This window comes from Phycisphaeraceae bacterium (assembly GCA_019636675.1).
GTDB lineage: Bacteria > Planctomycetota > Phycisphaerae > Phycisphaerales > UBA1924 > JAHBXC01.
Genome location: JAHBXC010000001.1, coordinates 643277 through 667105 on the forward strand (window position 1 = coordinate 643277; position 23829 = coordinate 667105).

General features: G+C 65.5%; 19 protein-coding genes and 1 tRNA gene. 3 read left to right on the forward strand and 17 right to left on the reverse strand.

Features of this window, described 5'->3' with window-relative positions; all coding sequences use genetic code 11:
* Positions 1–85: 85 nt before the first annotated feature.
* The 5 genes from KF684_02730 to KF684_02750 form a co-directional block, all read right to left on the reverse strand.
* Positions 86–667, reverse strand: a complete 582-nt coding sequence (locus tag KF684_02730; GenBank protein ID MBX3351825.1) for a winged helix-turn-helix domain-containing protein — start codon at positions 665–667, stop codon at positions 86–88.
* Entirely contained in the window at positions 667–1005 is a 339-nt protein-coding gene (locus KF684_02735) for a hypothetical protein (protein MBX3351826.1), read from the reverse strand. The genes KF684_02730 and KF684_02735 overlap by 1 nt, the downstream gene beginning before the upstream one ends.
* A gap of 171 nt (positions 1006–1176) precedes the next feature.
* Positions 1177–1893, reverse strand: a complete 717-nt coding sequence (locus KF684_02740; protein MBX3351827.1) for a hypothetical protein — start codon at positions 1891–1893, stop codon at positions 1177–1179.
* Between the two features lie 129 nt (positions 1894–2022).
* A complete protein-coding gene (locus tag KF684_02745; protein MBX3351828.1) occupies positions 2023–5514 on the reverse strand; it encodes an Eco57I restriction-modification methylase domain-containing protein in 3492 nt (1163 codons plus the stop codon).
* 7 nt (positions 5515–5521) lie between these two features.
* The gene (locus KF684_02750) at positions 5522–8956 is read right to left on the reverse strand and encodes an NgoFVII family restriction endonuclease (protein ID MBX3351829.1); all 3435 of its coding nucleotides are present in this window, start codon (positions 8954–8956) and stop codon (positions 5522–5524) included.
* Positions 8957–9186: 230 nt separating this feature from the next.
* Here KF684_02750 and KF684_02755 point away from each other — a divergent pair, with 230 nt between their 5' ends.
* Positions 9187–10098 carry a GIY-YIG nuclease family protein gene (locus KF684_02755; GenBank protein ID MBX3351830.1) on the forward strand — a complete coding sequence of 304 codons (912 nt, stop codon included), beginning with the start codon at positions 9187–9189 and terminating at the stop codon, positions 10096–10098.
* Between the two features lie 24 nt (positions 10099–10122).
* Here KF684_02755 and KF684_02760 read toward each other — a convergent pair whose 3' ends face one another.
* The 10 genes from KF684_02760 to KF684_02805 form a co-directional block, all read right to left on the reverse strand.
* Entirely contained in the window at positions 10123–10734 is a 612-nt protein-coding gene (locus KF684_02760; protein ID MBX3351831.1) for a tyrosine-type recombinase/integrase, read from the reverse strand.
* A gap of 339 nt (positions 10735–11073) precedes the next feature.
* Positions 11074–11634 carry a hypothetical protein gene (locus KF684_02765; protein ID MBX3351832.1) on the reverse strand — a complete coding sequence of 187 codons (561 nt, stop codon included), beginning with the start codon at positions 11632–11634 and terminating at the stop codon, positions 11074–11076.
* A complete protein-coding gene (locus tag KF684_02770) occupies positions 11631–12077 on the reverse strand; it encodes a hypothetical protein (GenBank protein MBX3351833.1) in 447 nt (148 codons plus the stop codon). Before KF684_02770 ends, KF684_02765 begins: the two co-directional genes overlap by 4 nt.
* 235 nt (positions 12078–12312) lie before the next feature.
* Positions 12313–13665 carry a ParB N-terminal domain-containing protein gene (locus KF684_02775; GenBank protein MBX3351834.1) on the reverse strand — a complete coding sequence of 451 codons (1353 nt, stop codon included), beginning with the start codon at positions 13663–13665 and terminating at the stop codon, positions 12313–12315.
* A gap of 188 nt (positions 13666–13853) precedes the next feature.
* The gene (locus KF684_02780; GenBank protein MBX3351835.1) at positions 13854–16214 is read right to left on the reverse strand and encodes a bifunctional DNA primase/polymerase; all 2361 of its coding nucleotides are present in this window, start codon (positions 16212–16214) and stop codon (positions 13854–13856) included.
* Positions 16214–16501, reverse strand: coding sequence for a hypothetical protein (locus KF684_02785; GenBank protein ID MBX3351836.1), 288 nt, complete (start codon positions 16499–16501; stop codon positions 16214–16216). Before KF684_02785 ends, KF684_02780 begins: the two co-directional genes overlap by 1 nt.
* A gap of 322 nt (positions 16502–16823) precedes the next feature.
* Positions 16824–17435, reverse strand: a complete 612-nt coding sequence (locus KF684_02790; protein ID MBX3351837.1) for a hypothetical protein — start codon at positions 17433–17435, stop codon at positions 16824–16826.
* 41 nt (positions 17436–17476) lie between these two features.
* Positions 17477–18829 (reverse strand): site-specific integrase, encoded by a 1353-nt coding sequence (locus tag KF684_02795; GenBank protein MBX3351838.1) that lies wholly within the window; start codon positions 18827–18829, stop codon positions 17477–17479.
* A 120-nt stretch (positions 18830–18949) separates the two neighbouring features.
* Positions 18950–19021: transfer RNA gene (locus KF684_02800), tRNA-Gly, on the reverse strand.
* Positions 19022–19059: 38 nt separating this feature from the next.
* Positions 19060–19917, reverse strand: a complete 858-nt coding sequence (locus KF684_02805) for a hypothetical protein (protein MBX3351839.1) — start codon at positions 19915–19917, stop codon at positions 19060–19062.
* 50 nt (positions 19918–19967) lie between these two features.
* On the opposite strand from KF684_02805, the gene thiS reads away from it, so the two are divergent.
* Positions 19968–20171 carry a sulfur carrier protein ThiS gene (gene thiS / locus KF684_02810; protein MBX3351840.1) on the forward strand — a complete coding sequence of 68 codons (204 nt, stop codon included), beginning with the start codon at positions 19968–19970 and terminating at the stop codon, positions 20169–20171.
* 220 nt (positions 20172–20391) lie between these two features.
* Positions 20392–21201, forward strand: coding sequence for a thiazole synthase (locus tag KF684_02815; GenBank protein MBX3351841.1), 810 nt, complete (start codon positions 20392–20394; stop codon positions 21199–21201).
* Positions 21202–21285: 84 nt separating this feature from the next.
* Here KF684_02815 and KF684_02820 read toward each other — a convergent pair whose 3' ends face one another.
* Together KF684_02820 and KF684_02825 are read right to left on the reverse strand one after the other, a co-directional pair.
* On the reverse strand, positions 21286–22143 hold the full coding sequence (locus tag KF684_02820; protein MBX3351842.1) for a hypothetical protein: 858 nt from the start codon (positions 22141–22143) through the stop codon (positions 21286–21288).
* A 162-nt stretch (positions 22144–22305) separates the two neighbouring features.
* On the reverse strand, positions 22306–23820 hold the full coding sequence (locus tag KF684_02825; protein ID MBX3351843.1) for a hypothetical protein: 1515 nt from the start codon (positions 23818–23820) through the stop codon (positions 22306–22308).
* Between the last annotated feature and the right edge of the window lie 9 nt (positions 23821–23829).

Consider the following 23829-nt stretch of genomic DNA (forward strand, 5'->3'; position numbering starts at 1 on the left):
CGGAACGCGCGGGCGATCTCGTGAGAGGGGTGGGTGTTGAGGAAGCGGCCGCACATGGGGAATCATGGTGCTAACGCGAAAACAGTCAGGCCTGCCGACTGGCCAGCCACACCCGCCCGGCCTCACTGATCTCCCATACACCGCGCAGCGAATCCGATTTCAGCAAACCTTCTTTGACCATCGAGTTCCGCGCCCACTGTGCGGCGTTGCGCCAGCGAGGGTTGTCAGGACCCGAAGCGAGTGGGTCGAAGTCCACAGACTGGAGCCTGGGTTTCATGATCTGGCCGACCATCTCCAGCACATCCGCCGCCTTGCCAGAACCACCCATGCTTTGCAGGATGCGGAGGATGGGCTCGCGGTAAGCGGCCTCGGGCGTTCGGAGGCCGTTCCGGAGGCGACCGAGGTTGCGGCGCTCGGCTTTGGTCTCTTCATCCTCTTCCTGTTCAGCTACCGCGGCGATGGCTTGCCATTCCTCGCGAAGTGCCGAGACCTTGTCACGGAACGCGATGAGTACGCCTGCGCGAGCGAGAGCTTCCTTGGCGCGGTCGTAGTCACGACTTTCAAAGGACCGTGACCCAACGGTGTTTACGAAGTCGACCTCGGCCTCGACTTCTTCAAGAAGTGTCTCGAAAGCGGTTGACACGTCATGGGGGTTGCTTTGGATCATCAGCTTGCTTTTTCGGATGGGCCTGTCTCGGGAAGTGCCTGATACTCATCATGGAACAGGTTCAGGTGTGGAAACGCCTGTTGCGCGATATCGATGAACTCCGGGCTGTTCAGGCATTCGTAGGTAATACCCTTGAAGAGAACCGTTGTCCGCATTCCGGACACAAGCTTCTCGCCTGTCGTACGGAAGAGATCAGTCAACAGCTTGCAAAGATGGTCGCCGAGTGCCTTGCTCCTGTCCTCGCTCGAATCAACAACGGCCTCCCACTCATCCGGTGGCTCTTTAAGGATGTGCGGGAGGAGCAGGTTGTAGAGTCGTTCCTGATTCAGCGCGGCCACGGAAGCAAACCGCTGCCGAACAAGCCCGCGAAAGCTCTCCAGATCCTTCCTGAACGCCTCAACCGCATTCAGGAAGTCGCCCTTATGTCCCCGTTCGATCAGGCTTCCGCTGAACCCTTTGGCTGGTCGTGTGAACTCCTTGTCGATGTCGCGCTTCTTCCGCTCGATGTCCTACTTGGCGGCAGCCAGTTCTTTACCTGGGTCGAATCGAAAGAGCGCACGAAGGTTGGTGTCTTCGAAGCCAGTGAGGGCGGGCGGGATCGGGATGTCGATCCGCTCAACCTGAATCTTCGAGACACTGAACTCGACAAACTCGAGCTTCGCGTTGAAGACCAGCACCTGACGCGACACATCGAAGGGCAGCGGCGGGTTCTGCTTTAGGTCCTCGGACAGGTCAGAGATCTGTTGTCGAGACAGCCCATCCAAACCGATCTTCTGTTCCGACACGCCGTTCGGGCCGACGCCAAGGTCGCGGGCGAGCGCAGCGGGAGGGGCGCCCGCCAGAACGATCGCGTTCGCTCCAGACTGCGGCCGCTGCGCTTCCACGAGCAAAGGGGCGGGAGAATACACGAGGGTCTGGTGCTCGGTCATCAGCACGCCAACTCTGAGTTCGGGCTGATGGCAGACCACGGCGCCCAAACCGGAGGCCACATCGTGCAGGTGCTTGAGCCCTTCCTCGGTGCCGTAGCCGAGTCGACAGGCAGCGGGATCGGCGTCCAACACCACCGACACGCGGTCTTTCCCAAGGCGCTTCCACGCCGTCCCTAGTTCATGGCCGAGCGAGAGCGACACCCCTGGGGCAACAAAGACGATCCGCTCACGGGCGGCCCTGATCAGTGAGGTAAGGTACGGATCATCAACATTCCGGATACTAGAGGATTCGCTCATCATGACGCTCCATGGGCCGTTACGAACGCCTGTTGCCGATGAACGCCGTGAGCCAGCCAAGCTTCACCTGCCCGCTGTCACGGATGGCCTTGAAGTTCTCGGTTCGGAATGTTCGCAGGGGTGGCAGCGTCATCGGACGGCTCCTCGCGCGACATCGCGGTAGGCGTTGCGGGCTGCGACTTTCACCGGGTCGGGGACGATCGGGAAGGTCGTCAGGATGTGGGCGAACTCCTCCTCGGTCAGGCCGTAGAGGTGCGCGATCAGGCCGTCCAGTTCGGCCCGCAATCTGGCCCGCTCGACCTGATCGGTCACGCCCTGTTGGTGGCCTTTGAGACCGACTTCCATCGCCAGGTTGTCAAACTCCGGCGTGGTGCAGATGAGCCGCGCAGCGCGCTCCACGATCGGGGCGAACGCCGTGTCCTTCTCTGTCAATCGCGGGACGGGAATCTGGTACACGTAGAAGAAATTGAGCGTCGTCGTTACTTTCATGCGGATCACGAAGTCGACAGGGAAGCTGTTGAATACAGCCGCGAGAAAGAGCTGCTCTGCATCGGTGATGACTTTCCTGTCATCATCAGTCAGCGGGCATACAGTCGGAATCTTGTTCCCATGGAACGCGGGAGGGATCACAGTGGACACCATGGTGCGCTCATTCGTGTTGGCGGCGATGTCCCGGAACCCGAGCCGATAACTCTGGTAGTCCATCCGCTGCCCGCTGTCCCCCGCCCTGCCGGAGAGAGCTGCGCGGCCTTGCTTCTCGTCCACCCAGTATCGCGGCTCGGCCAGCCGGTGATCGAACTGCCAGATCATCTTCCCCTCGTACAGCGGCAGGCGCCCTTTACCCGGCGAGGTTCGGAAGAGGTGGCTGTCGCTGGTCATGTTAAATTCTTGGGTCAGCGCCACTTTCCACGCTCCGTCAACCTCCTCACCAAGCAGCGGGAAGCGGAGCATTTTCTTCGCGATCGTGACATCCGTTTCGCATTTGAACTCCATGACCGAGAGTGAATCGGGGGAGAGTCTTCGCACCAGGTCGATGTCGATAGGAATCGCGCCCTCCTCCGGGAAGCGGTCGAGTTCGGCCACATCGTGACGCATGAACGCGGCGGGGAAGGAGTCGGTCGTGCCGCCGCGTTGGAAGCTGAGGACGACGAACTTGAAACTCCGGTGGACGCCCTCGAACACCTCCTTGCGGTTCTCGAAGCCGAAGAGGGCGGTGATGCGGGTCTCGTTGAAGAGCATCTCGCGGAGTTGCTTGGCGCCCAGGTCGGTGTAGATGCCCGAGGGGATGACGATGCCGCAGAGGCCGCCCTTGCGGAGCAGGTTGAAGCACTGCTCGGTGAAGAGTTTGTAGAGGTTGATCTTTGATGCGATCTGCTTACCGCTGGTATCGAGCGAGAGCTGGTTTCGGTACTGGACAGCTGATTTGAAGTACTTGGATGTGTGGGAGAACCCGCTCGCGTAACTGAGCCACGCAGCCTGCATCTCCGAATCGCGCATGAGTGACGCAAATTGCTTCTTCCAGTCTTCGATGCGCAACGCCTTCTTCTTGATGGTGGGCAGGTACTCCTGAAAGAACTCCTTCTCATCGGTTTGATACATCTCCCAGGGCGGGTTGGTGATGATGGCGTCGAAGCCCCCCCGCTCGTTCAGCACTCGGTCGAACTCGAAGCCCCAGTGGAACGGGCGCTGCGCCTGTATGTCGTCGATCGTGAGCGACCGCTTGACGGGTTTGCCGGGCTTTGACTTCGCGGCGTCCCACGTGGCCTGCTCGAACTTGATGCCCAGACTCTCGAATTCATCCAAGAGCATCTCGTCGAGGACACTGGTGCATGCTCGCTTCTTCTGGTCGATGTCATCACGGAGCGCAGAGAGGTCAGCGGCGTAGGTCGTGGTCCGGCGATAGGTATCGATAAGGCGGTTCTTCTCGTCGAGGATCTCGCGATAGGTTTTCTGCTGGAACAGCAAGCCGCCCAGTGCGCCCTTCTTATTGCGGGCTTCGAAGCGCTTGTCGTCGATGCGCATCATGCCGATGAGGGAGTTGCCGGGGAGGATATTGAAGTCGATGTTGGGCAGGGGCTCGAGGTGCGTGACCGTCTCGGCGGAGGCGACCAGCGCCAGGAAGAGGCGCAGGCGCGCGATCTCGGTGGCCTCCTCCATGATGTCCACGCCGAAGAGGTTGTCGGTGATGATCCGCTTCTTGATGTAATAGCTGAGATTCGGATGCTCGCGCTCGGTCTTGGTGAGCGAGGCGGTGAGTTCGCGGTCGGAGAGGAACTTGATCCTGCCGATGACCGCTGAGTAGATGTTGATGAGGGTCCGCATCGCGGCGACGAGGAACGCGCCCGAGCCGCAGGCGGGGTCGAGCAGACTGAGCGAGGGCAGGACTTCACTGAGCAACCGGCGGCAGACCTGGGCATCGAGGTCCATGAGCAGGTCGGCGATGGATTCGTAGCGGCGCTGCTTGACGCCGGGGATCGCAGGCATGCCGGGAGGGGTGTTGATCGCGTCGAGCACGAGCTGGTGGATCGTGCGTTCGCAGAGGTACTCGGTGATCTCCGGGCGGGTGTAGTAGGCGCCGAAGGCCTTCTGGTTGATGTACTTCTCGAAGATGTATCCCAGGACATCGGGGTTGATCTCCTGATCGTCGCCGCCGGGGGTGTCGTTGAGGTTCCATGAGTAGCGACCGAAGAGTTCGAACAGGCGTCTGAAGAAGGCATCGGGAACGCCGATGTCTGGGTTATCGCGTTCGATTGGGTGGATAAGGAAGAGTCCGCCGTTGAGGTAGCGGATGTTGCCGAGGCGCTTTCGGGCATCGGCGGAGCGTTTGTCCTCCGGCTTGGCGAAACCCTCGAAGAAGAGCAGCGACAGGAGGCCGGTGTAGAAGCGATCGGGGCCTGCTTTCTGGCTCTGTGCGAGCTTGTCCTGGAGGTAGGTCTGGTTGCCGTCGCGGGCGGCGGGGTTCTTGAAGTCGAGGAAGCCCTTGCGCTGGAGGAAGTAGATGAACATCAGCCGGTTGAGCAGGATGGACGCGTACCAGCGGCGCTGGCGCTCGTCGGGGATGCCGGTGATGAGTGTGACCAGCTCGTCGTGGACATCCTTGAATTCTGCGTAGAAGCGCTTGGTGACGCGTTCGACATCGAGCGCAGATTTGAGCCGGCGCGCGACTTCGACGAGGCGCACATTGCCCGAGTCGTCAAAATCAGAGATATCGAAGACCATCGCGGTGAGCTTGCTCACGAAGAGATCACCGGGCTGGCCTTTGAAGAAGTGGTGATCGCGCGGGTGCGACTTGCCGTCTTGTCGCTTGACCCATGACCAGAGACTCTGTGTGCGATCTTTGTCGACGAAGATCAGCAGGTTCTCATGGTGGAGTTTGGCGATCTCGTTGTGGATTGTGCGGCGCGCGCCGGCGTCGGGGATGCGTCCGTCAGCGGAAGTGACCTCCAGCACCACCACGCCTGCAAGCTGCGCGATCTGCTTGCGTTGACACGCGATGCCGGCGGCTTCGAAGGTCACTGCCTGACGGGAGGTTGGGCGGGACCAGCCCAACTCTTCGATGAAGAGTGTGCCGAAGGCGAAATCGTTGAGGTAACCGCGGGTTCGTACCAGGTCGACTGCCATTCGGGGTTCACTCCTTGAGCGTCTTGCCTGAAGAACGAGGTGCGGGGCCATGGCCTGCGGGCAGCGCGGCTTCACTCCTGAGACCGAGTGAGCAGATGACATGGGGTTCGTTGGAATCTGTGTCCTCGATAACCCGGCAGAGTCGCGCATCGGCGCGCAGCGATGTGACGAGTTCTGCGAGTTGATGGTCGCTGACACCACTCTTGAGTTGCCTGTTGAGTGTGTCGGTCGCGGATTGGAGCAGCGGAAACCTGTAGATGTCTTCGATGGCCTTGAGGAGTTCAGGCGTATCGAAGAGCGTGCCCTTGATCGCGTCGGCGTAGGATTTAAGCCGCTCGTAGGTCCTTCGCCGCGCGCTGGATGCTCGTCCGATTTGGCCCCCTACGGACCTTTCCTTCTCAACGATCTGCTTGACGCCCTGAGCGACTAACTCGTGGTGCTGGTCATGCCTTGGCAACGCCGGGGTATCGGGCGCGCACTCTGCGGCTCTCAGGATGGTGAACTGCGACTCGGTGACGCTGGAGCCCTCCTTGTCGATCCATGCCAGAGCGTCGGTCCCTTCCGCGGTGCGCATGTAGACGAGCGCCCCTTCTGGCTGATCGGTCGTTGGCGTGTGTGGTCTCGTGGAATAGACCACGTCCGGCATGGCAGGGATGATCTTTTCCAGTTCAGGGTCTCGGTCGATGGCGTTTTTCCAGATCTGATAGGCGTAGGAGCCGAGGTCGACCTCGGCGTCGTCGTCGCCGTCGAGGATGCCAGCCTTTTCGGTGAAGAGGTCGCGGACGCCATGGGAATCATCCTGATCCTCAAAGAACCTCTCGTCGGCGCCGACGACCTCCGCGTTCTCCAAGAGCCGCTGACGCACTCGGGAGCGGAGGCGGATGATGCGTTCTACGCCTTCGGCGGGCAGGAACGAGTAGCACATGATCGTGTCCGACTGCTGGCCGATGCGATCGACACGGCCGGCCCGCTGGATCAGGCGGATGATCGCCCAGGGTAGGTCGAAATTGACGATGACGGAGCAGTCCTGAAGGTTCTGGCCTTCACTGAGGACATCGGTCGCCAGAACGACGCGCAACTCATCTGCGGGTTGGATCTGGGCGCGTTTGTCGTTGCTGACTGGACTGAATCGGTATGCGATAGCTGTCGGATCATCCGTATCACCGGTGACTGCTTCGAGGGCGCGCACGCCGCGCGCTTTCATCTGTTCGCCAAGGTAGTTGATCGTATCGGCAAACTGAGAAAACACGAGAACTTTGTCGCGAGGATGCTGCTCAGCGAGCAGCGAGAGCAGCGCATGAAGCTTCGCGTCTCGATTGGCGTCCCAGCCTCCGGCATTCATCAGGACGCGCATGAGGGTCGCCGCATCCTTGCGAAGGTCTTCCGCCAGGTCCTCGGTGAACAGTTCCGGCTTGAGCCACTTGAAACGACGGCGGAACTGAGTCGCGTAGGCAGCGTAGATCTCGCTCGCTCTTGCATGCAACTCGGGTTCGGTCATCAGTTCACGGATGGACGCGGCGGGGTCGGCGTCGACATTGTCGTCGTCGTCGGAGGCGGGCGCCCACAAGTCGGTATCCTGGTCACTAGCCCATGTGTCGAGAAGGCCCATGTCTTGGGTGCCGATTGGGATAGGCAGGCCGTTCTCGATGGCATGGAGACAGATAAAGTTGCGGAGGATGTGACGCTCGACGGAGAGAACGAACGCATGCCCGCTGCTTTCCAGCCGCTTGAAGAGGTTTGTGCGGCAGAATCCTTTGAGGCGTGTTCCCGCGCGAGAAAGATCGGCAAGCACCCTCGCCTCGTCTGTCGTGGGCGGATCATGAGGCGTCGGCTTCTGGTAGTTCCCGAGTCCGTATCGTGGCAGCGTAAGTTCATCCACTGCCTTGACTACATCGTCAGCGAATAGGCGTGCGTACTGGTCGTTGGGATCCTTCTCGCTCAGATTGAACTTGACTGTCTTGGGCACACGGGTCGGGAAGTATGAGCGTGTGCCGTCCTCGAACTCGAGGTACTTGCGACCACGCACGGGATCGAGTTTGGCATAGTTGTCCTGGATGAATGTTCGTGTACGGCGCACGAGATACCCGCGCATGAGCTCACGCCAGTCATCGGCGTACTCGCTCTTCTCAAAGGCAGCCAAGGAACGCAATGGGCACTGGTGCCTCCGGATGAACTCCGCTTCGCCAAGCTCTCGAAGGAGCTTCTCAGGGCGTGATCCGATATCCTTGTGCTCGTCGATGAAGAGACGAAGCTGGTTTGACAGGTCAAGGTAGGTCTTGTTGTAAGGCGTCGCCGACAGCAGGATCACTCGGCTGTCGTTGGCGGCGATGTATTCCGCGATAGCGCGGTAGCGGCTTCCCCCACGGTTGCGCAGATTATGGCTCTCGTCTATCAGCACGAGCCGAAAGCGACGGAGGTCGGGAAGCTCTCGCTGGGTCTGTGTGATGGAAAGCACTTTCGCGCGAAGACGATACTGCTGACGGTAGTGCTCCCACATCCGCACGAGATTCTTCGGACAAATGATCAGCGTCTCAACCCCGTGGTCATCCTCAAAGATACGGGCGAGTGCAGTGGCCATAAGCGTCTTGCCCAGGCCGACCACGTCGCCAATGACCACGCCGCCACGCTGGTTGAGGTGACGGGCTGCGATCTTCACTGCTGCTTTCTGAAATTCGAAGAGCCTGTTGCCAAAGTCACTGGGTATGCGAAACTCCACCAGGCCGGCACGAGCTTCCTGGGACAGGTGATAGGCGGTCTTAATATAGATGTGATAGGGAGGAATCGGTTCGGGACGCGCCCAGCTGTTGTTGATGATGTCGACGAGCTCCTGGGAGATGTCGATGCAGAACCGGTCGTTCCACCTGCTCTCAAACCACTGGGCGAGCTTATCGCACGCGTCCTGATCCATCACGTCGACGTTCAGCTCGCCTTGTTTCGAGAGGCCGGCGAGAGTGAGGTTGCTGCTTCCGAGATAGCCAATTTTTGGGTTTAGAGGATCATGGCGAAAGAGCAGATAAAGCTTGGCGTGAAGCGGGTGTCGCAGGAAGAGCTTTACCACTACCTTCTGTGAGGTGATCTGCGCAGCCAATCGCCGGAGGCCCGCTTCGTCCGCATCGGTGGGGACGCCCATCGTCAGCTGGTCACGGAAGTCCTCGGCCAGCTTTCTTTTCAAGGCAACGGCCGTTGCCTGATCGATCTGCTCTTCACCCTTCATAAGACTCATCGCTGAGCGAAGCTGATCGTGGGGCATCTGCTGCATGCCGACGAGCAACCTGCAGCAATGGCCATCGCCACCTGCCCAACGTTCGACGAGCGAATCGATCTGCCGCCATCCGCGCAGGTTGAAGTAGCCAACGCAGAAATCTGATCTCTGCGACAGTTCCATCGCCTGAGACAGAGCCCCAAGCAGGTGGGCTTCGATGTTGTCAAAGATTTTGGGCATCGGGCTCAGTCCTCAGGCTGCCTGGGTATTCTTGATCTGGTTCAGACTCAGACATCTCACGCTCGAATCGCGCACGCCGCCTAACTCGGGGGGCGGCATCGGGCGTGATCGCGTGTGCGAGGCCGGAAGACCGCCGGATGCCGCGGGGCGTGAGGGGGGGATTGTAATGGGTTGGGGCGGGGCGTGGGCGGCGGTTGTGCGGGTGGTTGGGTGGCCAGTAGACTGCCCTGATGCTTGGTAGGACGATCCGGCTTTATCTCGTTGATGGCTCACCCACCGGCCCGCTTGTTGCGGAGATATCCAACTGGACCGGGAAGGTGCTGGTGGCCCCGCGTTCGCGGCTCGCGGACATCGTGAAGCGAGAGGAGTTGGGGAAGACGGGCGTCTACCTGCTCATCGGACCCGATCCGGAGAAGCCGGGAAGGGATCGGCTGTACATCGGCGAAGCGGACTGCGTGAAGGCGCGTCTGGCCCACCACGACCGGGATCAGTCCAAGGACTTCTGGGAGCGGACCGTGGTCTTCGTCAGCAAGGACGAGAATCTCACGAAGGCGCATGGGCGGTACCTGGAGAGTCGTCTGATCGAGATCGCGAAAGCGGCGGGTCGGGCGGTGCTGGTGAACGGGACGGTGCCGCCGCGACCGGCGCTGCCGGAGTCGGACATCGCGGACATGGAGTACTTCTGCGCTCAGGTCGAGATGGTGCTGCCCGTGCTGGGGCATGCCTTCTTGCAGAAGGCGCCTTCGGTATTCCAGGTCATCGAGAGCGCGAAAGCGGATCACTCGCCGATGTTCGTGCTGAAGGGCTCGGGTACGAACGCGCAGGCACGGGAGATCAACGGGGAGTTCGTCGTGCTGACTGGTTCGACGGCGAGAAGGTCGGGCGTCTCATCGTGGACAACCGGGAAAGCGCTCCGCGATCAGTTGCTCGACGAGGGGAAACTCGCCGAGGGCGCGACAGCGGAGTTGCTGCGGTTCACCGAGAATGTGGCGTTCACGAGTCCCAGCACGGCGGCGTCCGTTGTGCTCGGGCGTAACGCGAACGGACGCCTTGAGTGGGTCGCCGACGAAAGCGGCGCCACCTATGCCGAATGGCAGGATTCCAAACTACGCGACGCGGGTGTCGTGGCCGAGTCTGAATAGCGACATCCCGGCGATGTGCTCCCCTCACCACCCCCTCCCCCTCATCGCCTCGATGACGGCGAGCGGGGCCAGGTGGTCGAGGTAGCGCGCCGTCGTGGAGATGCTGCGGTGGCCGAGTTGGCGGGAGATGATCGCGATGTCGACGCCTTCGGCGCGGAGTTCGGCGGCCATGGTGTGGCGGAGGCCGTGGGGGTGGACGCGTTTGGCGATGTCGGCGCGCTGGCCCAGGCGCGTGAGGAGGGTGCGCGCGTAGGAGGTCGTCATGGGGGCGGTGATCGTGCGGCCTCGGAGCGTGACGAAGATGGCGCGCGTGGTCGTGGGGTTGGGCAGCGCGTCGCGCGCGGCGAGCCACTCCCCCACTGTCTGCATGGCGCGCGCGTCGATGCCGACGGTGCGCGGGCGGTTGCCCTTGCCGCGGAGGACGCGGATGGCGCAGGCGTTCATGTCGAGGTCCTTGCGCTCGAGCGCGAGCGCCTCGCGGATGCGCAGGCCAGCGCGGTACAGCACGGCGAGCAGCGCGCGGTTGCGGATCTGCGTGAGCGAGCCGTCGTTGCACGCGCGGAAGAGGGCGGCGACCTCGTCGCTGGTGAGCGGTTCGGGCGGGAGGCGGCGCGCGGGGCGGGGTGTGGGCGGCATGGCGGTCCTCGTTGCGGGTCGTGGCAGTCGCGCTTTCTCTTCAAAGCGCGACTGACCAGTTACCGAACGGGGCGCCGGGGATCAACACAGGGGATCCCCTTGGATGCCGCGGTCGCCCGGGGCGGGGGTGGGGCCGCGGACGACGCGGACGGTGCGCGGGGGGCCCACGCGCCCGCAGGCGTTGCACCGGCGCGGGCACGGGGCGTCGTCGGGCCCGCCGTGGCGAGCCCAGACGAAGGCGAGGCCTACGCCGTGGCGGCAGTCATCGCAACCGCGCGCGGTGGTCGCGGCGGTGCGCTCGAGCCGGGCCAGGCGCGCGGCGAGGGGGTGCGGCACGGGTCACCTCGCTCGGAAGTTGCGTGAGCGGTAGTTGCGCGACAGGAGCCCGCGCGGGCGGAGGCGCACGAGCGCGAAGGCGGGGCCGGCGACGGCGTCCACCGCTACGGCGCACGAGCCGCTGACGGCGGCGAAGCGGACGGACCACTGCCCTCCCGCGGCGAGCGCGGCGGCGGAGGGGATCGCCGGGGCGTGCGCGAGGTCGAAGGAGTAGTCCTGCGCGGTTGTGGAGAGCGTGATGGGCGTGACGAGGTTGCCCGAGTCGTACGGGCCCGCGCGGAAGCGCACGAACGTGAGAGCGGCGGTTCCCTTGCTTCCGACGCTCATCGCGCGCACGGTGAACGCGAGCGAGGCGAGCCGCGCGCGGCTGGGGATGGGGCCGAACGAGGTGTTGCGCGCGAGCAGGTCGGTCACGGTGTCGGCGATGAGCGCGTCGGCGTCGACGCTCGAGACCGCGAGGTCGCCGTCGGGCGCGGCGGCGCTGTGCGGGAAGATCCACGGCTGGCCGAGGTCGCCCGCGCCTTCGGGCGTGCCGTAGGAGACGGCGACGGTCCCGGTGGTCATGGCGCTGCCTCCTCGCGGGTGCGGGCGGCGGCCTCGAGTGACTCGACGCGCTCGAGGATGTCGTCGAGCTCGATGCCCTCGCGCGCGAAGCGCAGGACGGATGTGGCGGCGGCGATGCGCGCCGAGGCGGGGGCGGCGTTGTCGGCGATGATCCGCGCGAGCGACTGCACGGCGAGCGTCGCGTAGCGGTGGGTCATCGCGACGGCCTGCTCGAAGGCGCGCCGGCGCGCGGCGCGGTAGGCGCGTGCGAACGGGGGGTCGTCGAGCCAGCGGTGGAGCGTGCGCTCCCCCACTCCCGCCGCCGTGGCGGCACGGGCGATGCTGGGCTCGACGAGGAGGAAGCCGATGGCGCGCTCCTGGCGCGTCGTGAGGCCGTCGGCGCTGTCCTGGCCGCCCTCGGCGTCGGGCTCCGTTGTGAGGTCGTCGTCGATCATGTCATGCATCCCGGTATACCCCCTTCGTGTCGATGGCGGCGCTATCTGTGGCTGCAGGGCAGTATGGCCAGAGAAACGGTCGTTTCTTAGCGCTGCCAACTAAGAAACGATCGTTTCGTAGCGTTCAAGGATGGCGGGACCGCGATCCTCCTGAAGTGCATCCTCGCGAGACCACCGGCAAGCAGCGCGATCGGGTCTACGCCTACCACGCTTACCTCGAACCGTTGACCGAGTCGTAGCGGCATCACGCCCGGCTCCGAGCGTCGAAGGGTTCCTTGGAGCCTGACGGAAATCGCTCCGCCTTCCTCCCCGTGAACTTCTCCCACCGCTCCACGATCACATCGCAGTACGCGGGGTCGATCTCCATGAGGCGCGCGTGGCGGGCGGTCTGCTCGCAGGCGATGAGCGTGCTGCCGCTGCCGCCGAAGAGGTCGAGGACGGTCTCGCCGGGTCGCGAGGAGTACTCGATGGCGCGCCGGGCGAGATCGACGGGCTTCTCCGTCAAATGCATCATCGATTGCGGGTTGACCTTCTTGATCGACCACACGTCGGGGATGTTGTTGGGGCCGAGGTAGACATGCGCGGCGCCCTCCTTCCAGCCGTAGAAGCACCACTCGTGGTCGCCCATGAAGTCCTTGCGCGTGAGGACGGGGTGCATCTTGTGCCAGATGATCGCCTGCGAGAAGTAGAGCCCGCTCGCCTTGAGCGCCGAGGGGTAGTTGGCGATGTTGGCGTAGCCGCCCCAGATGTAGAAGCCGCGCCCGGGCTCGAGCGCGTCGGCGGCGTTGCCAAACCAGGCCAGGAGCAGCCGCGCAAACTCCTCGTCGGTGACGAAGTCGTTGATCAGCGGCCGGTCCTTGGCCCGCATCTTCTTCGCTGTGGGCTTTGCCTTCTCTGGGTGTCGTGCGAGGTCGAACTTCTGGTGGTGCTTCTTCTCGGGAGCGGTGAAGGACGAGTTGCCGGCGGCGATGGCGTTGTTGCTGCGCGGCTCGACCTTGACGTTGTACGGCGGGTCGGTGTTGACGAGGTGGACGGCGCCTCCGTCGAGCAGTCGCGCGAGGTCTTCGCGCGAGGAACTGTCGGCGCAGAGCAGGCGGTGGTCGCCGAGGATGACGAGGTCGCCCGGCCTGGTGACGGGCTTGTCGGGCGGGAGGGGGACGTCGTCGGGGTCGGTGAGGCCCTCGGTCACGAGCGTGCCGGTGAGGCGCGCGAGTTCGTCGGGGTCGAAGCCGAGCAGCGTCCAGTCGAGGTCGTCGAGCGCGGGGTCGCTCAGCATCTCACCGAGTTCGCCCGAGAGCGCGGCGATGTCCCAGGAGGCGATCTCGGCGGTCTTGTTGTCGGCGACGCGGTACGCGCGGACCTGCTCGGGGGTGAGATCGGACGCGACATGGACGGGGATCTGCTCGAGGCCGAGTTCGCCGGCGGCCTTCCAGCGCGTGTGGCCGCAGACGATGACGCCCTCGGCGTCGACGACGACGGGCTGGCGGAAGCCGAAGCGCCGGATGCTCTCGGCGACGGCGGCGACGGCGTCCTTGTTGTGGCGAGGGTTTCGGTCGTAGGGGCGGACGGAGGCGGTGGGTCGGAGGTCGATGTGCATGGGGGCTCCGGAAGGAAGTGGGCGCATCACACCCTTTGTGGGGGCGCACCGTCGCGAACCGTCGCGACGGTTGACATTTCATCGCGTACGAGAGAAGAGGTGAAGCAAGAGTGAGGAGAGAGAGAGAGAGAGAGAGAGAGAGAGAGAAGCAATGCCAACCGTCGCGACGGTTCGCGACGGTGAAGCGGTCATCGGGGGCGCTCCTTAAGCGCGATCCCCTGATAGAAGGTGTTCCGCGTGCCGCGCCGGCGCGTGACCTTCGGAAACGCGGCGCTGAGAAGGACGCCAAATCGCTGGACGTTCCCGGCCTCCTGAACGCCCTGCGCGGCCGCCCACGATGTCCAGTCTTGGAAGAGCTCGGCAACATCCGAACGCAAGTCGTCGCCGATCGTGCAACGCTCGCGCACGAAGGCTTGGATCGGGGAACCCCCGTCACGCATCGTGTCGCCGATGTCGCTCGTAGAGGCGGGTGGATTGAAGCGACCGCGGGCGCGCAATCGGTCCAGCCCTTCGAGCGCCCAGAGCAGGATGCCCGGTCGTTCGACGCTGAGTCGCTCGAGCAGTCCCTCGTCCTCGCGGCCCAGATGACTCTCGGTCAGCCGCAGGATCAGGAAGCGGGAGGCCAGCGCGCCGCTGGCGTCGGCCAGTTGAGGGATCTCGTTGCTGAGGAACATCATCCGCGTGGTCAGTCGGAGGGTGACGGCAGAGAGGTATTTCCGATCGATGGTCAACAGGTCCTCGCCGCTGATGCAGAGCAATCGCTCGACGAGCGTGCCGGAGTCGTGCCCGCTGAACCGGGCGTCGCTGACGATCGCGATCGACTTCCCGACCAGGGAATGAAGGCCGAACTGTGACGCCAGAGACCCGACGGTCGGCCCCGTCACGTTGGACTGCCCGACCACGCCGCTGAGGACGCGTCCGATCGTGCCCTTGCCCGACCGCGGCGGGCCGACGATGAGGAGCATCTTCTGCAATCGCGTGTCGGGCACGAGGCAGTAGCCGAACCACTCCTGGAGCAGTTCGACGGACTCGGAGTCGTCGCCGAAGAGGTCTCTGAGGAAACGCAGCCACTCGACCGGCGCAGGCGCGTCGGCGTCGTAGTCGTAGTTGAGCGCGTTGGTGACGAAGAGACGCGGCGTTGGAGGCATCGCGCGCCGGGACGGGATGTGCAGGGTGAGCGCGGGAAAGCAGAGCAGCTCGCGGGGCGGCGGCGCCTCTTCCTGCTCGCCGATCCAGCGCGGCCCGCCGTCGGCGCCGTCAATGTGTGCATGCATCTGCAGCGCGGCCAGCGCGTCGTGCACCGTTCGGGGGTTCGCGCAGAACGTGGTGAACTCGACATCGCCCGACCTGACTTTCATCCGCGGCGTCACGGCGGTGTGGAGCCATTGCTGCAGCCGCTGGCGGAGCGCAGCGTCCTCGACGGCGATATAGCGGTTGTTCTGCCACGCGTAGAACGCGCCGTCCGTGTAGTGCAGCGTTGGCCCGTCTTCGTGTGAGTAATACCTGTCGATGAACGCCCTCGCGGTCGGCAGCGTGTGCGCGGGCGAGAGGGCGATCCTGCCGCTGCGCGGATCTGTCTTGCCCAGCATCTGGACGAGCGCGTCGCCATCGACGCCGTCCGCATCGGCGCTGTCGTCGTTGACCACGGGGGGAGGGCTCTCGCGTCGCAGCGCCTTCGCCGCCTTCCTGAAGTCGCCGCCGTGCTCGAGCAGCGTGAACGCCGTGAACTTGCTGTAGCCCCTTTGATGTTCGAAAGGCGCGGCGTTGCTCGAGTGGACGAAGAAGCACTCGCCGTTGAAGGTCGCACTCACGCCGGCCGCTTTGCCTGGGCGCGTCCAGTACTCGTTGTCGCCGCGCCTCCACCGGCGCCAGCCGTGCCGCTCCAGAATCGGGCGGAGGTCGCCCTCGCGGTTGAAGCGGTCGCCGGGGCGGTCCTGTTCGCTCTTTGAGGTACGCGGCGTCGTGTCCAGAATCATGGTCGGCGTGCGGCGGTCGAGCGCCGAGGCGGCGGAGCGGAGCGTTTCGACCTCGTCGCCGCTGAGGACGGGCAGCGCGTGGAGCTGACCCTGGAGGAGTTCGTAGCCGGGTGTGGGTGCGCAGAGGATCAGGCCGCCCTCGCCGCGCGTTTCGATGAGCGTGGCTTGCACGGCGTCGTTGATCTCGGCGGCCAGCACGGCGTTGCCGCCGACTGGTTCCGTCGAGCGGTACAGGACATGGATGCCGCCGGACTGGGACCGCTCGATCACGAGACGCTCGAAGAGACCGGGTGCTTCGTCTCGCACCAGCGCGGCCCATTCCTCGTAGAGAGCGGCCTTCTGGTCGAAGTCGAGGACCTCGAGGTTGCCGGAGACGGCGCCGCAGACGATGCAGAGCGCGTCGGGAGTGGCTTTGACGAACCAGCCGTCGATGTCATCGAGGGTCGGAAGTGAGTCTTGGAATTTCTTCCACGACGTCACTGCCGGTTGCTTTCGCTCGCGTCGTGCGGGGAGCACGGCGAGGCCCGCCTGCAGGTATCGCGCCGCGAACGATGCGAGGTCGACTCGGGGCATCACAGGCCCTCCGCGTCGAGCTCGGCGGCGACGCGGGCGTGGCGCTCGGCGAGCGCGGCCGCGGTGTCGCTCTTGGATCGTGCGCGTGCGCCGGTTCTGGTTGATCGCCAGCGCCGGTCGGCCGGGGTGCTCGGCGCGGCGGCGATGGGCGCAGCGGGCGCACGCGGCTGGGGCTGCGTGAGGTTGAAGTAAGTCTTGTCCGCGGCGGCGAGACGCTCGCCGAACTCGTCGAGCCACCGGCGCGTCGTCAGCAACTTGCCGCCGAGGCGGACGTGCTGCAGGTGCACGCGCTCACCGGACCGAGCGAGGACGCCCCGGCGGCACCAGCGCCAGACGGCGTTGGGCGAGGTTTGGCCGGGGACGAGGCGGGAAGCTTGGGAGAGGGACAGGTAGCGCCCGTGACGCTCAACCGATCCAGCTCGGTCGGCGCCCGTTCTCGCGGGCTCCTGAGCCTGCGGGACTTGCTGCAAACCTTGAAGCCTCTCGGCGCGGCTGCCATAGTGAGGGACGCTCTCGAAATCTGCTTCTGTGTTCTGGCTCTTCGCGGGCATGTCAACATTGTGCCAAGCGAAATCGGCAATGGAAGAGCCCGGGACCCCGGCGCGGCTGTTATGACCTCCCTTTACGCATTTTCTTGTCGAGCTCTTGGAGTTCGACCGGCCAATGCTTCAGCGCGTCCTCGTACGAGTAGTGCCAGATGCCCCCAACTTTCTTGCGACGAACCCGCTTCAACTTCCTCGGGGCGGATGCTGCGCGCTGGAGTCGGTCCGCGAAATCCTTCGGGAAGTCACGCGTGGGAAGGAACCGCTCGGCCTGCTTGCTCTCGCTTGAGGAGTTGTCGCTGTCCAGATTGTCGTAGTAGATATCACGGCCGCGCCGCGTGAGCCGGACCTCGATGGGATGCTTCCAGTGGTCGCGCTGACGGTCGGTGAGCGAATGTCCCCCCCACTCGCCGGCCTTCCACGGCTCCATGTACGGCGAGAACCATGCGTGGCGCTGGATGAGTTGGGTGGGCGGGTCGTCGGGGTGCTCCTGCGTGTTCTTCACGACGACCATCCGAACCTCGACGAGGCCGCGGCGGTCGAGCTCGAGCAACGTCGTGGGGTCGAGCGACTCGGGGAGTTCGTCGATGCCCCAGATGTCGCGGGCTCCGATGGTGCGGACGGCCTGAATGTCGGAGTCTCGCAACGCAAGTGTGTTCAGCGCAGTTGTCTTTATCATGGCCGAGTATATTCACTACGATCCAGGCCGGTCGGTTCGTTTCACCCAACTCGCCGCATCACCTCGATCACTTTCCCCGCGTCCCGCTCGGCGTATACGGCGTCGGTGATCGTGGCGCTGGCGTGGCCCAGGACGAGCTGGGCGGCCTCGAGGCCGAAGTCGCGGCGAATGAGCGTCGCGGCGGAGTGGCGCAATTGGTAGGGCGTGAATGTGTGTGCTTTGCGCCAGGCCTTGAGTTCCTTTCTTGTCGCGGGCGTCTGGCGGGCGCGCCACTGGGCGCGGGTCTCGCCGGGCTTGCGGCCCAGGGGCGGCGGGGGCGGGAAGGCGGCCTCGCAGGCGTACTCGATGGCGCGGTAGTAGGTCGGCGCGGTGTAGCGGTCGCCCGCGGTCTTGGACGGCTCGTCGCGCTTGTTGGAGCCGGGGCGGTTGCCGCAGGACAGAGGGGTTTTGCGGCGGGCGTGGAGCGCCTCTCGGCGCTCGGCCTCGGCTTCGGCCGGGCTGAAGAGGGGCGTGTGGTGGCCGCGGCCCTCGAGGAAGGGCGCGATGATCGCCTGCGCGCGCGGGCCGAGGTAGACGGTGCGCTCGCGGCCTCGGTGGGCGTTCTTGTGCTCCTCGGGGCGGAAGATCCAGACCCCCCCGCCGCCCGGCGCGCGCCCGTGCGCGCCGGTGTCGATGTCGGCGGGGCGCATGCCGAGGAGTTCGCCCGGGCGCGCGCCGGTGAGAAGTTGCAGCCGCACGAGGGCGGCGGTCTGCCTGCTCATGAAGGGGATCGCGGCCTCGACGATGGCGAGGTCGGCGGGGCGGACCTTCTCGGTCTCGCGCGCGGCGGTGCGGCCGCGCTTGAGCGGCTCGAGCGTGGCGAGCGCCTGGGTGACCGAGGGCGGGACGAGTTCGTGCGAGACGCCCCACTTGAAGACGCGCTGCACGCGCTTGGTCTGCTGGTTGATGTACTGCCTCGACCAGGCGGCGCGCGGCGGGTCGGCGTCGGGCTCGGCGCGCATCATGCGCTCGCGGAGGAGGCGGAGTCGCCTGGGCCCGTACGCGTCGACGGGCGTGGTCGCGTCGGTGTCGCGCAGCATGCGGAGGACGGGGCGGAAGTGCTCGCGCTCGCGCGTGGCGTTGTTCGCGCCGGTCCACTGCCAGTAGCGGACGATGAGTTCGCCGACGGTGAGCGCGCCTGGGTCCTGCGGCGAGGGCGCTGCGCGCTCGGGCTCGGGGAGGCGGCGCTGGAGGGACTCCCACTCGGCGACGAGGCGGTGGTAGCGCTCGCGGCTTGCGGGCGTGCCGTGCGCGCCGAGCCAGTAGTCGCGGCGTTTGCCGGTTCTGGAATCGGTGAGTGTGACGAGGGCCTGGTCGTAGCCCTTGCGGGTGCGGTACGCGGGAGTTTTGGGCATCGTTGGGCGACTCCGTGACGCGGAGCGCGGTGTAACACCGCGCTGTTTTGCGTCCTGGGCCGCGCCGTCGACGGTCGACGGGTCATCGCAAGGGGCGATTCCGGCGGAACTTACGTTCAAAGCGGGCGAAGGGATTCGAACCCTCAACATTCAGCTTGGAAGGCTGACGCTCTGCCATTGAGCTACGCCCGCGTTGGCGGGTGGATGATATCCGCTGGGGGGCGGGTGGTTTAGCGCGAGGGGCCGGGGTTTGGGGCGGCGGTGCGGGCCTCGAGGGCGCGCTGGTAGGCGATGAAGACGATCGCGATGGGGCCGAAGGCCTTTCGCCCGGCGAGGGAGGCGGCCTCGTCGAGGGTGTTGGCTTCGCCTCGCTTCAGGTCGGCGTCGAGTTCGACGACGGTGTTGTCGAGCACGCGCAGCATCGAGGCGAGGACCTGATGCTCCTCGGTCGTGCGCGGCGCGAATCGCGCGATGCCGGGGGCTCGCAGGGGGAGCTCGATCCACCACACGCCCTCTTCGAGGCGCATCGTCATGCCGATGCCGAAGGCCGGGCGGTCGTCGATGAGCACGGCGGCGGTCTGGTCGGCGATCTGGATGGTGCTCACGCGCCCCTTCGCGCGCTCGAGCCAACCGAGCGGGTCGGCGAGGATCGCTCCGGCGGCGGCGTTGAAGGCGGGATCGGAGCGGGTGGGCGCGCCCTGGCCGCGGTTCGCGCTGCGAGCGGCGTCGAGGATGCCACGGGCGCCGCGACCGGCGGCGGCGCGGGCGGCGGCCTCGGTCTTCAGGCGCGCGACCTCGTCGGGGAATCGCTGCTGGATGGTCCCGGAGAGTCGCTGGAGACTGCCGAGGAGGCGCCCGATCTCTCCGAGGACGAGTTCGATCTCGGATGTTTCGGCGTAGACGAAGCGGTGGAGCGAGCCGGCGTCGCCGCTTTCGAGGGCGAGGAAGACGGACTCGATGACGGCGTCGGGTGTGTCGCGTTTGTAGGTGAAGGTGTCGGCGGGTTTGCGCTCGATGGTGAGGAACATCGCGAGCCCGACGAGGAGGGCGGCGAGTCCGGTGAGTGTTCCAGCGAGGATCCAGCGCATTGGGGTTCCGGGTGAGGGTCGGGGCGACGGAGGATCTATAGTCTCACGGAATGATTCTCACCGTCAATGGCGAGCGGATTCGGGTCCCTGACGAAGGTCTTACCGTCGAGGGGCTGGTGACGCTGCGTGGGTTGGAGGGGACGGCCTGCGCGGTGGAGGTGAACCGGGCGCTCGTGCCCCGTCGGGATCGGGAATCGCGGGAATTGAAGGACGGGGATGTGGTGGAGATCGTGACGCTGGTGGGAGGGGGTTGAGGGGGAAGGCAAGGGGCACGAGGCACGGGGCACACGGGAGAAGAGAAGAGAAGAGAAGAGAAGAGAAGATGAGAAGCAGAGAGAGAGTTGTGCAGCGGGGCGATGAGAGTTGGTAGCCCTCACCCCGGCCCGCTCCCATCTCGCTTCGCGAGACAGGAGTGGGAGCGGCAGAGAGAGAACTGAGAAGGAACGCAGGAGTATTCGCGTGAGTGACGGGTCGCTGAAGATCGGGTCGAGGGTGTTTGAGAGCCGGCTGATCGTCGGGACGGGGAAGTACCGGGATTACCCGACGATGCAGGCGGCGCTGGACGCGAGCGGCGCGGAGGTCGTGACGGTCGCGGTGCGGCGCGAGCGGCTCATCAACGAGAAGGGCGAGAGTCTGCTCGATTTCATCGACCTGCGCCGATACACGATCCTCCCGAACACGGCGGGGTGTTTCAGCGCTGAGGACGCGGTGCGCGTGTCGCGGCTGGGGCGCGACATCCTTGAGCAGCTCGAGAATCCCGGCGCCTCGTGGGTGAAGCTCGAGGTGCTGGGGGACAAGAAGACGCTGCTGCCCGATCCGGCCGGGACGCTCGAGGCGTGCCGCGAACTCGTGAAGGATGGGTTCGAGGTGCTGTGCTACACGAGCGACGACCCGATCGCGGCGGCGCGCCTGAAAGAAGCGGGCGCGACGAGCGTGATGCCGGCGGGCTCGCCCATCGGCAGCGGGCAGGGCGTGCTGAACCCGAACAACATCGCGCTGTGTCTGGAGTTGCTGAAAGAAGGCGACGCGTCGTACCCGGTGATCGTCGATGCTGGCGTGGGCTGCGCGAGCGATGTGTCGATCGCGATGGAGCTCGGCGCCGACGGCGTGCTGCTGAACACGGGCATCGCGCACGCGAAAGACGCGGTGCTCATGGCGAGCGCGATGCGACACGCGTGCGTCGCGGGGAGGCAGTCGTATCTGGCGGGTCGGATCGGCAAGAAGAAGTACGCGACGGCGAGCTCGCCTTGGGAAGGCGTGATCTCGTACATCCCGGGGGAGTGAGCGGAGCGGGAGAAGACCCTCCCCCTGCGCCCTCTCGCGAGCGGGAGTGGGAATGCCAGAGCCAGTCTCGATGCTGACGCGGTTTCAGCGGCGGCGGCGGGAGGCGAAGATGCCGCAGAAGCCGAGGATCGCGAAGCCAGCGCCGGGTGCGGGGGCCTGCGCGATGGCGTCGACGAATTCTCCGGCCTGGTCCTGGGAGTCGAGCCAGAGTGCGAAGAAGTTCTGCTGCTCGCCGAGGATGGAGTTGATCCAGCCGAGGTGATCGGCGAGGAGCGTGGCGTAGCTCTTCGAGCCGCGCCGGGTGACATTGAGTTCGGAGACGCCCCGCGCGACGCCGGCGAGGAGGAGCTCGCCCTGCTCGGAGACCACGAAGACGCCGCCGCCGGAGTCGTTGAGCGCGAAGCCGGCCTCGAACTCAAGGGCGCCGCGCCGACCGGCGTCGAAGGTCATCTCGATGCGTCCCCTCGAGATCTTGTCGATGACGTTCTCGCCCCAGGTCAGTTCGCGTTCGCGCGACCACGCGTAGGTCTCGGCGCGCACGAGGTCGCCCGCGACGCGCCCTGCGCCGGCGAGCAGCACCTCGTCTCTGCGCGAGACATCGGAGGTGATCGTGTGCCAGCCGGGGAGATCGCGGTCGAGGCGGATGAGCGCGAGGTCGGCGCCGACATTGACCACGCGCTCGACGCCGCGGTAGCGCTCGCCGGCGAGGTCGAAGGTCCCTTTCGCGCGCCCGCCGACGTGGGCGGCGGTGATGATCCAGCGGTCGCCGACGGCGACGGCGGACGATCCGTTCCACGAGCCGACGAAGCCGAGCTGCGGCGCGTCCATGCGGGCCCCGGAGTCGGCTCCGAAGACGACGACGGCGCTGGCGGCGTTTGTGAAGGAAGCGACGGCTGCGGCGGAAAGCAGCGCGGCGCGTGCGGCGGTGGTGATGGTGCTCATCTCGTCCTCGTCTGCGAATAGGAGAAGCGGTGACAGTGCGCTCTCGGACGCGATCGGCCGAAAGAGCGGGGCACTTCACTCGCAGACGGAACGAGATTACCGGCGCGCGAGCACAGCACCAAGGAAAATCAGAACATCGCGTTATGGGGCGTTGCCGGGCGGTCAGGCCGGGCGGACGCCGTGCCACAACTGCTGGACGCGTTCGGCCTGCTGCTTGCGCACCTGGTCGAGCGTGAGTCGCGGGATGCGCCACGCGGGCTGGTCTTCGGTGACGTTGCTGCAGTGCTCCTGGACGCACTGGTAGAGCATCTTGAACGCGTCGCGCGGCTGGCGCATCTGGTCGAGCGCGTCGACGATGTCCTGGCGCGAGACATCGTCGTCGAAGATGTCTCGCAGGGTGAGGGGCTTGGACCCCTCGCGGGCGCACGCCTGGAGCCGGGCGTTGCAGAGGTCGTAGAGCATGGCGCCCGTCCACTGGAGGCGCTCGATCATGTTGGACTTATCGAGGCGCGCCTCCTGGAAGAACGCCGAGGATTCGCGGAAGAGCGCGTGCCGAAGCTCGATGGGCAGCAGCAGCTTGAAGCCGACGCGGTCCATCTGGAGGAACTTGTTGTTGAGCATCGGCCACACGACGGCTCGCATGCGGTCGGCGTCGCCGCTGACGAGCGTCGGCTCGTCCATCCGATCGACCACGACGATCAGACTGCCCACGCCCAGCGGCGCGAGCGCGGCCCGCAGACGCGCGAACATCGCGTAGCGGGTGTCGTCGGCGCTCGTCAGCGGCAGCGTGGACGGGTGGCGCGCCGCGCGCGGCACGAGGGCGAGCGACGCGGCGAGCGATTCGGTCGAGCCGGGCGTCACGCGCACCTGCCTGCGCAGGCGGCTCGCCAGGCGCTTGAGCAGCAGCCGGTCCCACGCGTACTTCTTCGCGAGCAGCAACGCCCACGCCAGCAGCGCTATGAGGAACGCGTAGAGCCAGTTCAGGTTCGTGCGATCGCCCCCGACGAGATAGAATACCCCGATGACGCCCGCCGGGATGAGCCAGCCCATCCACGCGAGCGCGTTCCAGAGCAGATCGGACCGCTCCAGCGGCGGGCGGGTTCGCGCGCGCAGCGCCGCGGTGCGCGCAGCCGGCGAGGGGTTCGCGTCGTAGATCGCCTGCAGCGCGAGCAGGTCGCCCTTGACGCCCGGGTCGAGCTGGCGGAGCCGCTTGGTCGCCCCGTCGGCGAGGTCGGTGGGTGTCTTGGCCCCGGCGAGCAGGGCGTCGACGGTGCGCGTGACGGCGGCGGAGAGCACGCCGTCCATGTGGTCGACGAGCCGTACCTTTTTCAGCGACGAGAGGATGTCGTCCTTCTCGCTGCCGAATCGCGCGTGGAGCCGGTCGAGGATGGGGTTGAGGTCGTCGTAGGGGACGAGCAGCACGCGGTCGGACGATCGCGACGCGTTGTGCGCCGCGATGAGGCGCTCGATCTGCATGCGGATCGCGGTCTTGCCGCTGCCCTTCTCGCCGAAAACGATCGATGTCGACGGGCGGTGCAGATCACCGACGATCTTCTCGAAGTCGGGGTGGAGCGTGACGCTCTCGACGCGCGCGAAGACCGAGTCGTGGCGCGCCTCTTCGGCGCGGAAGGGGTTCTCGGCGATGTTCCAGTGCTCGAAGAAGCGGGTGTAGTTCATGGCGTGGCC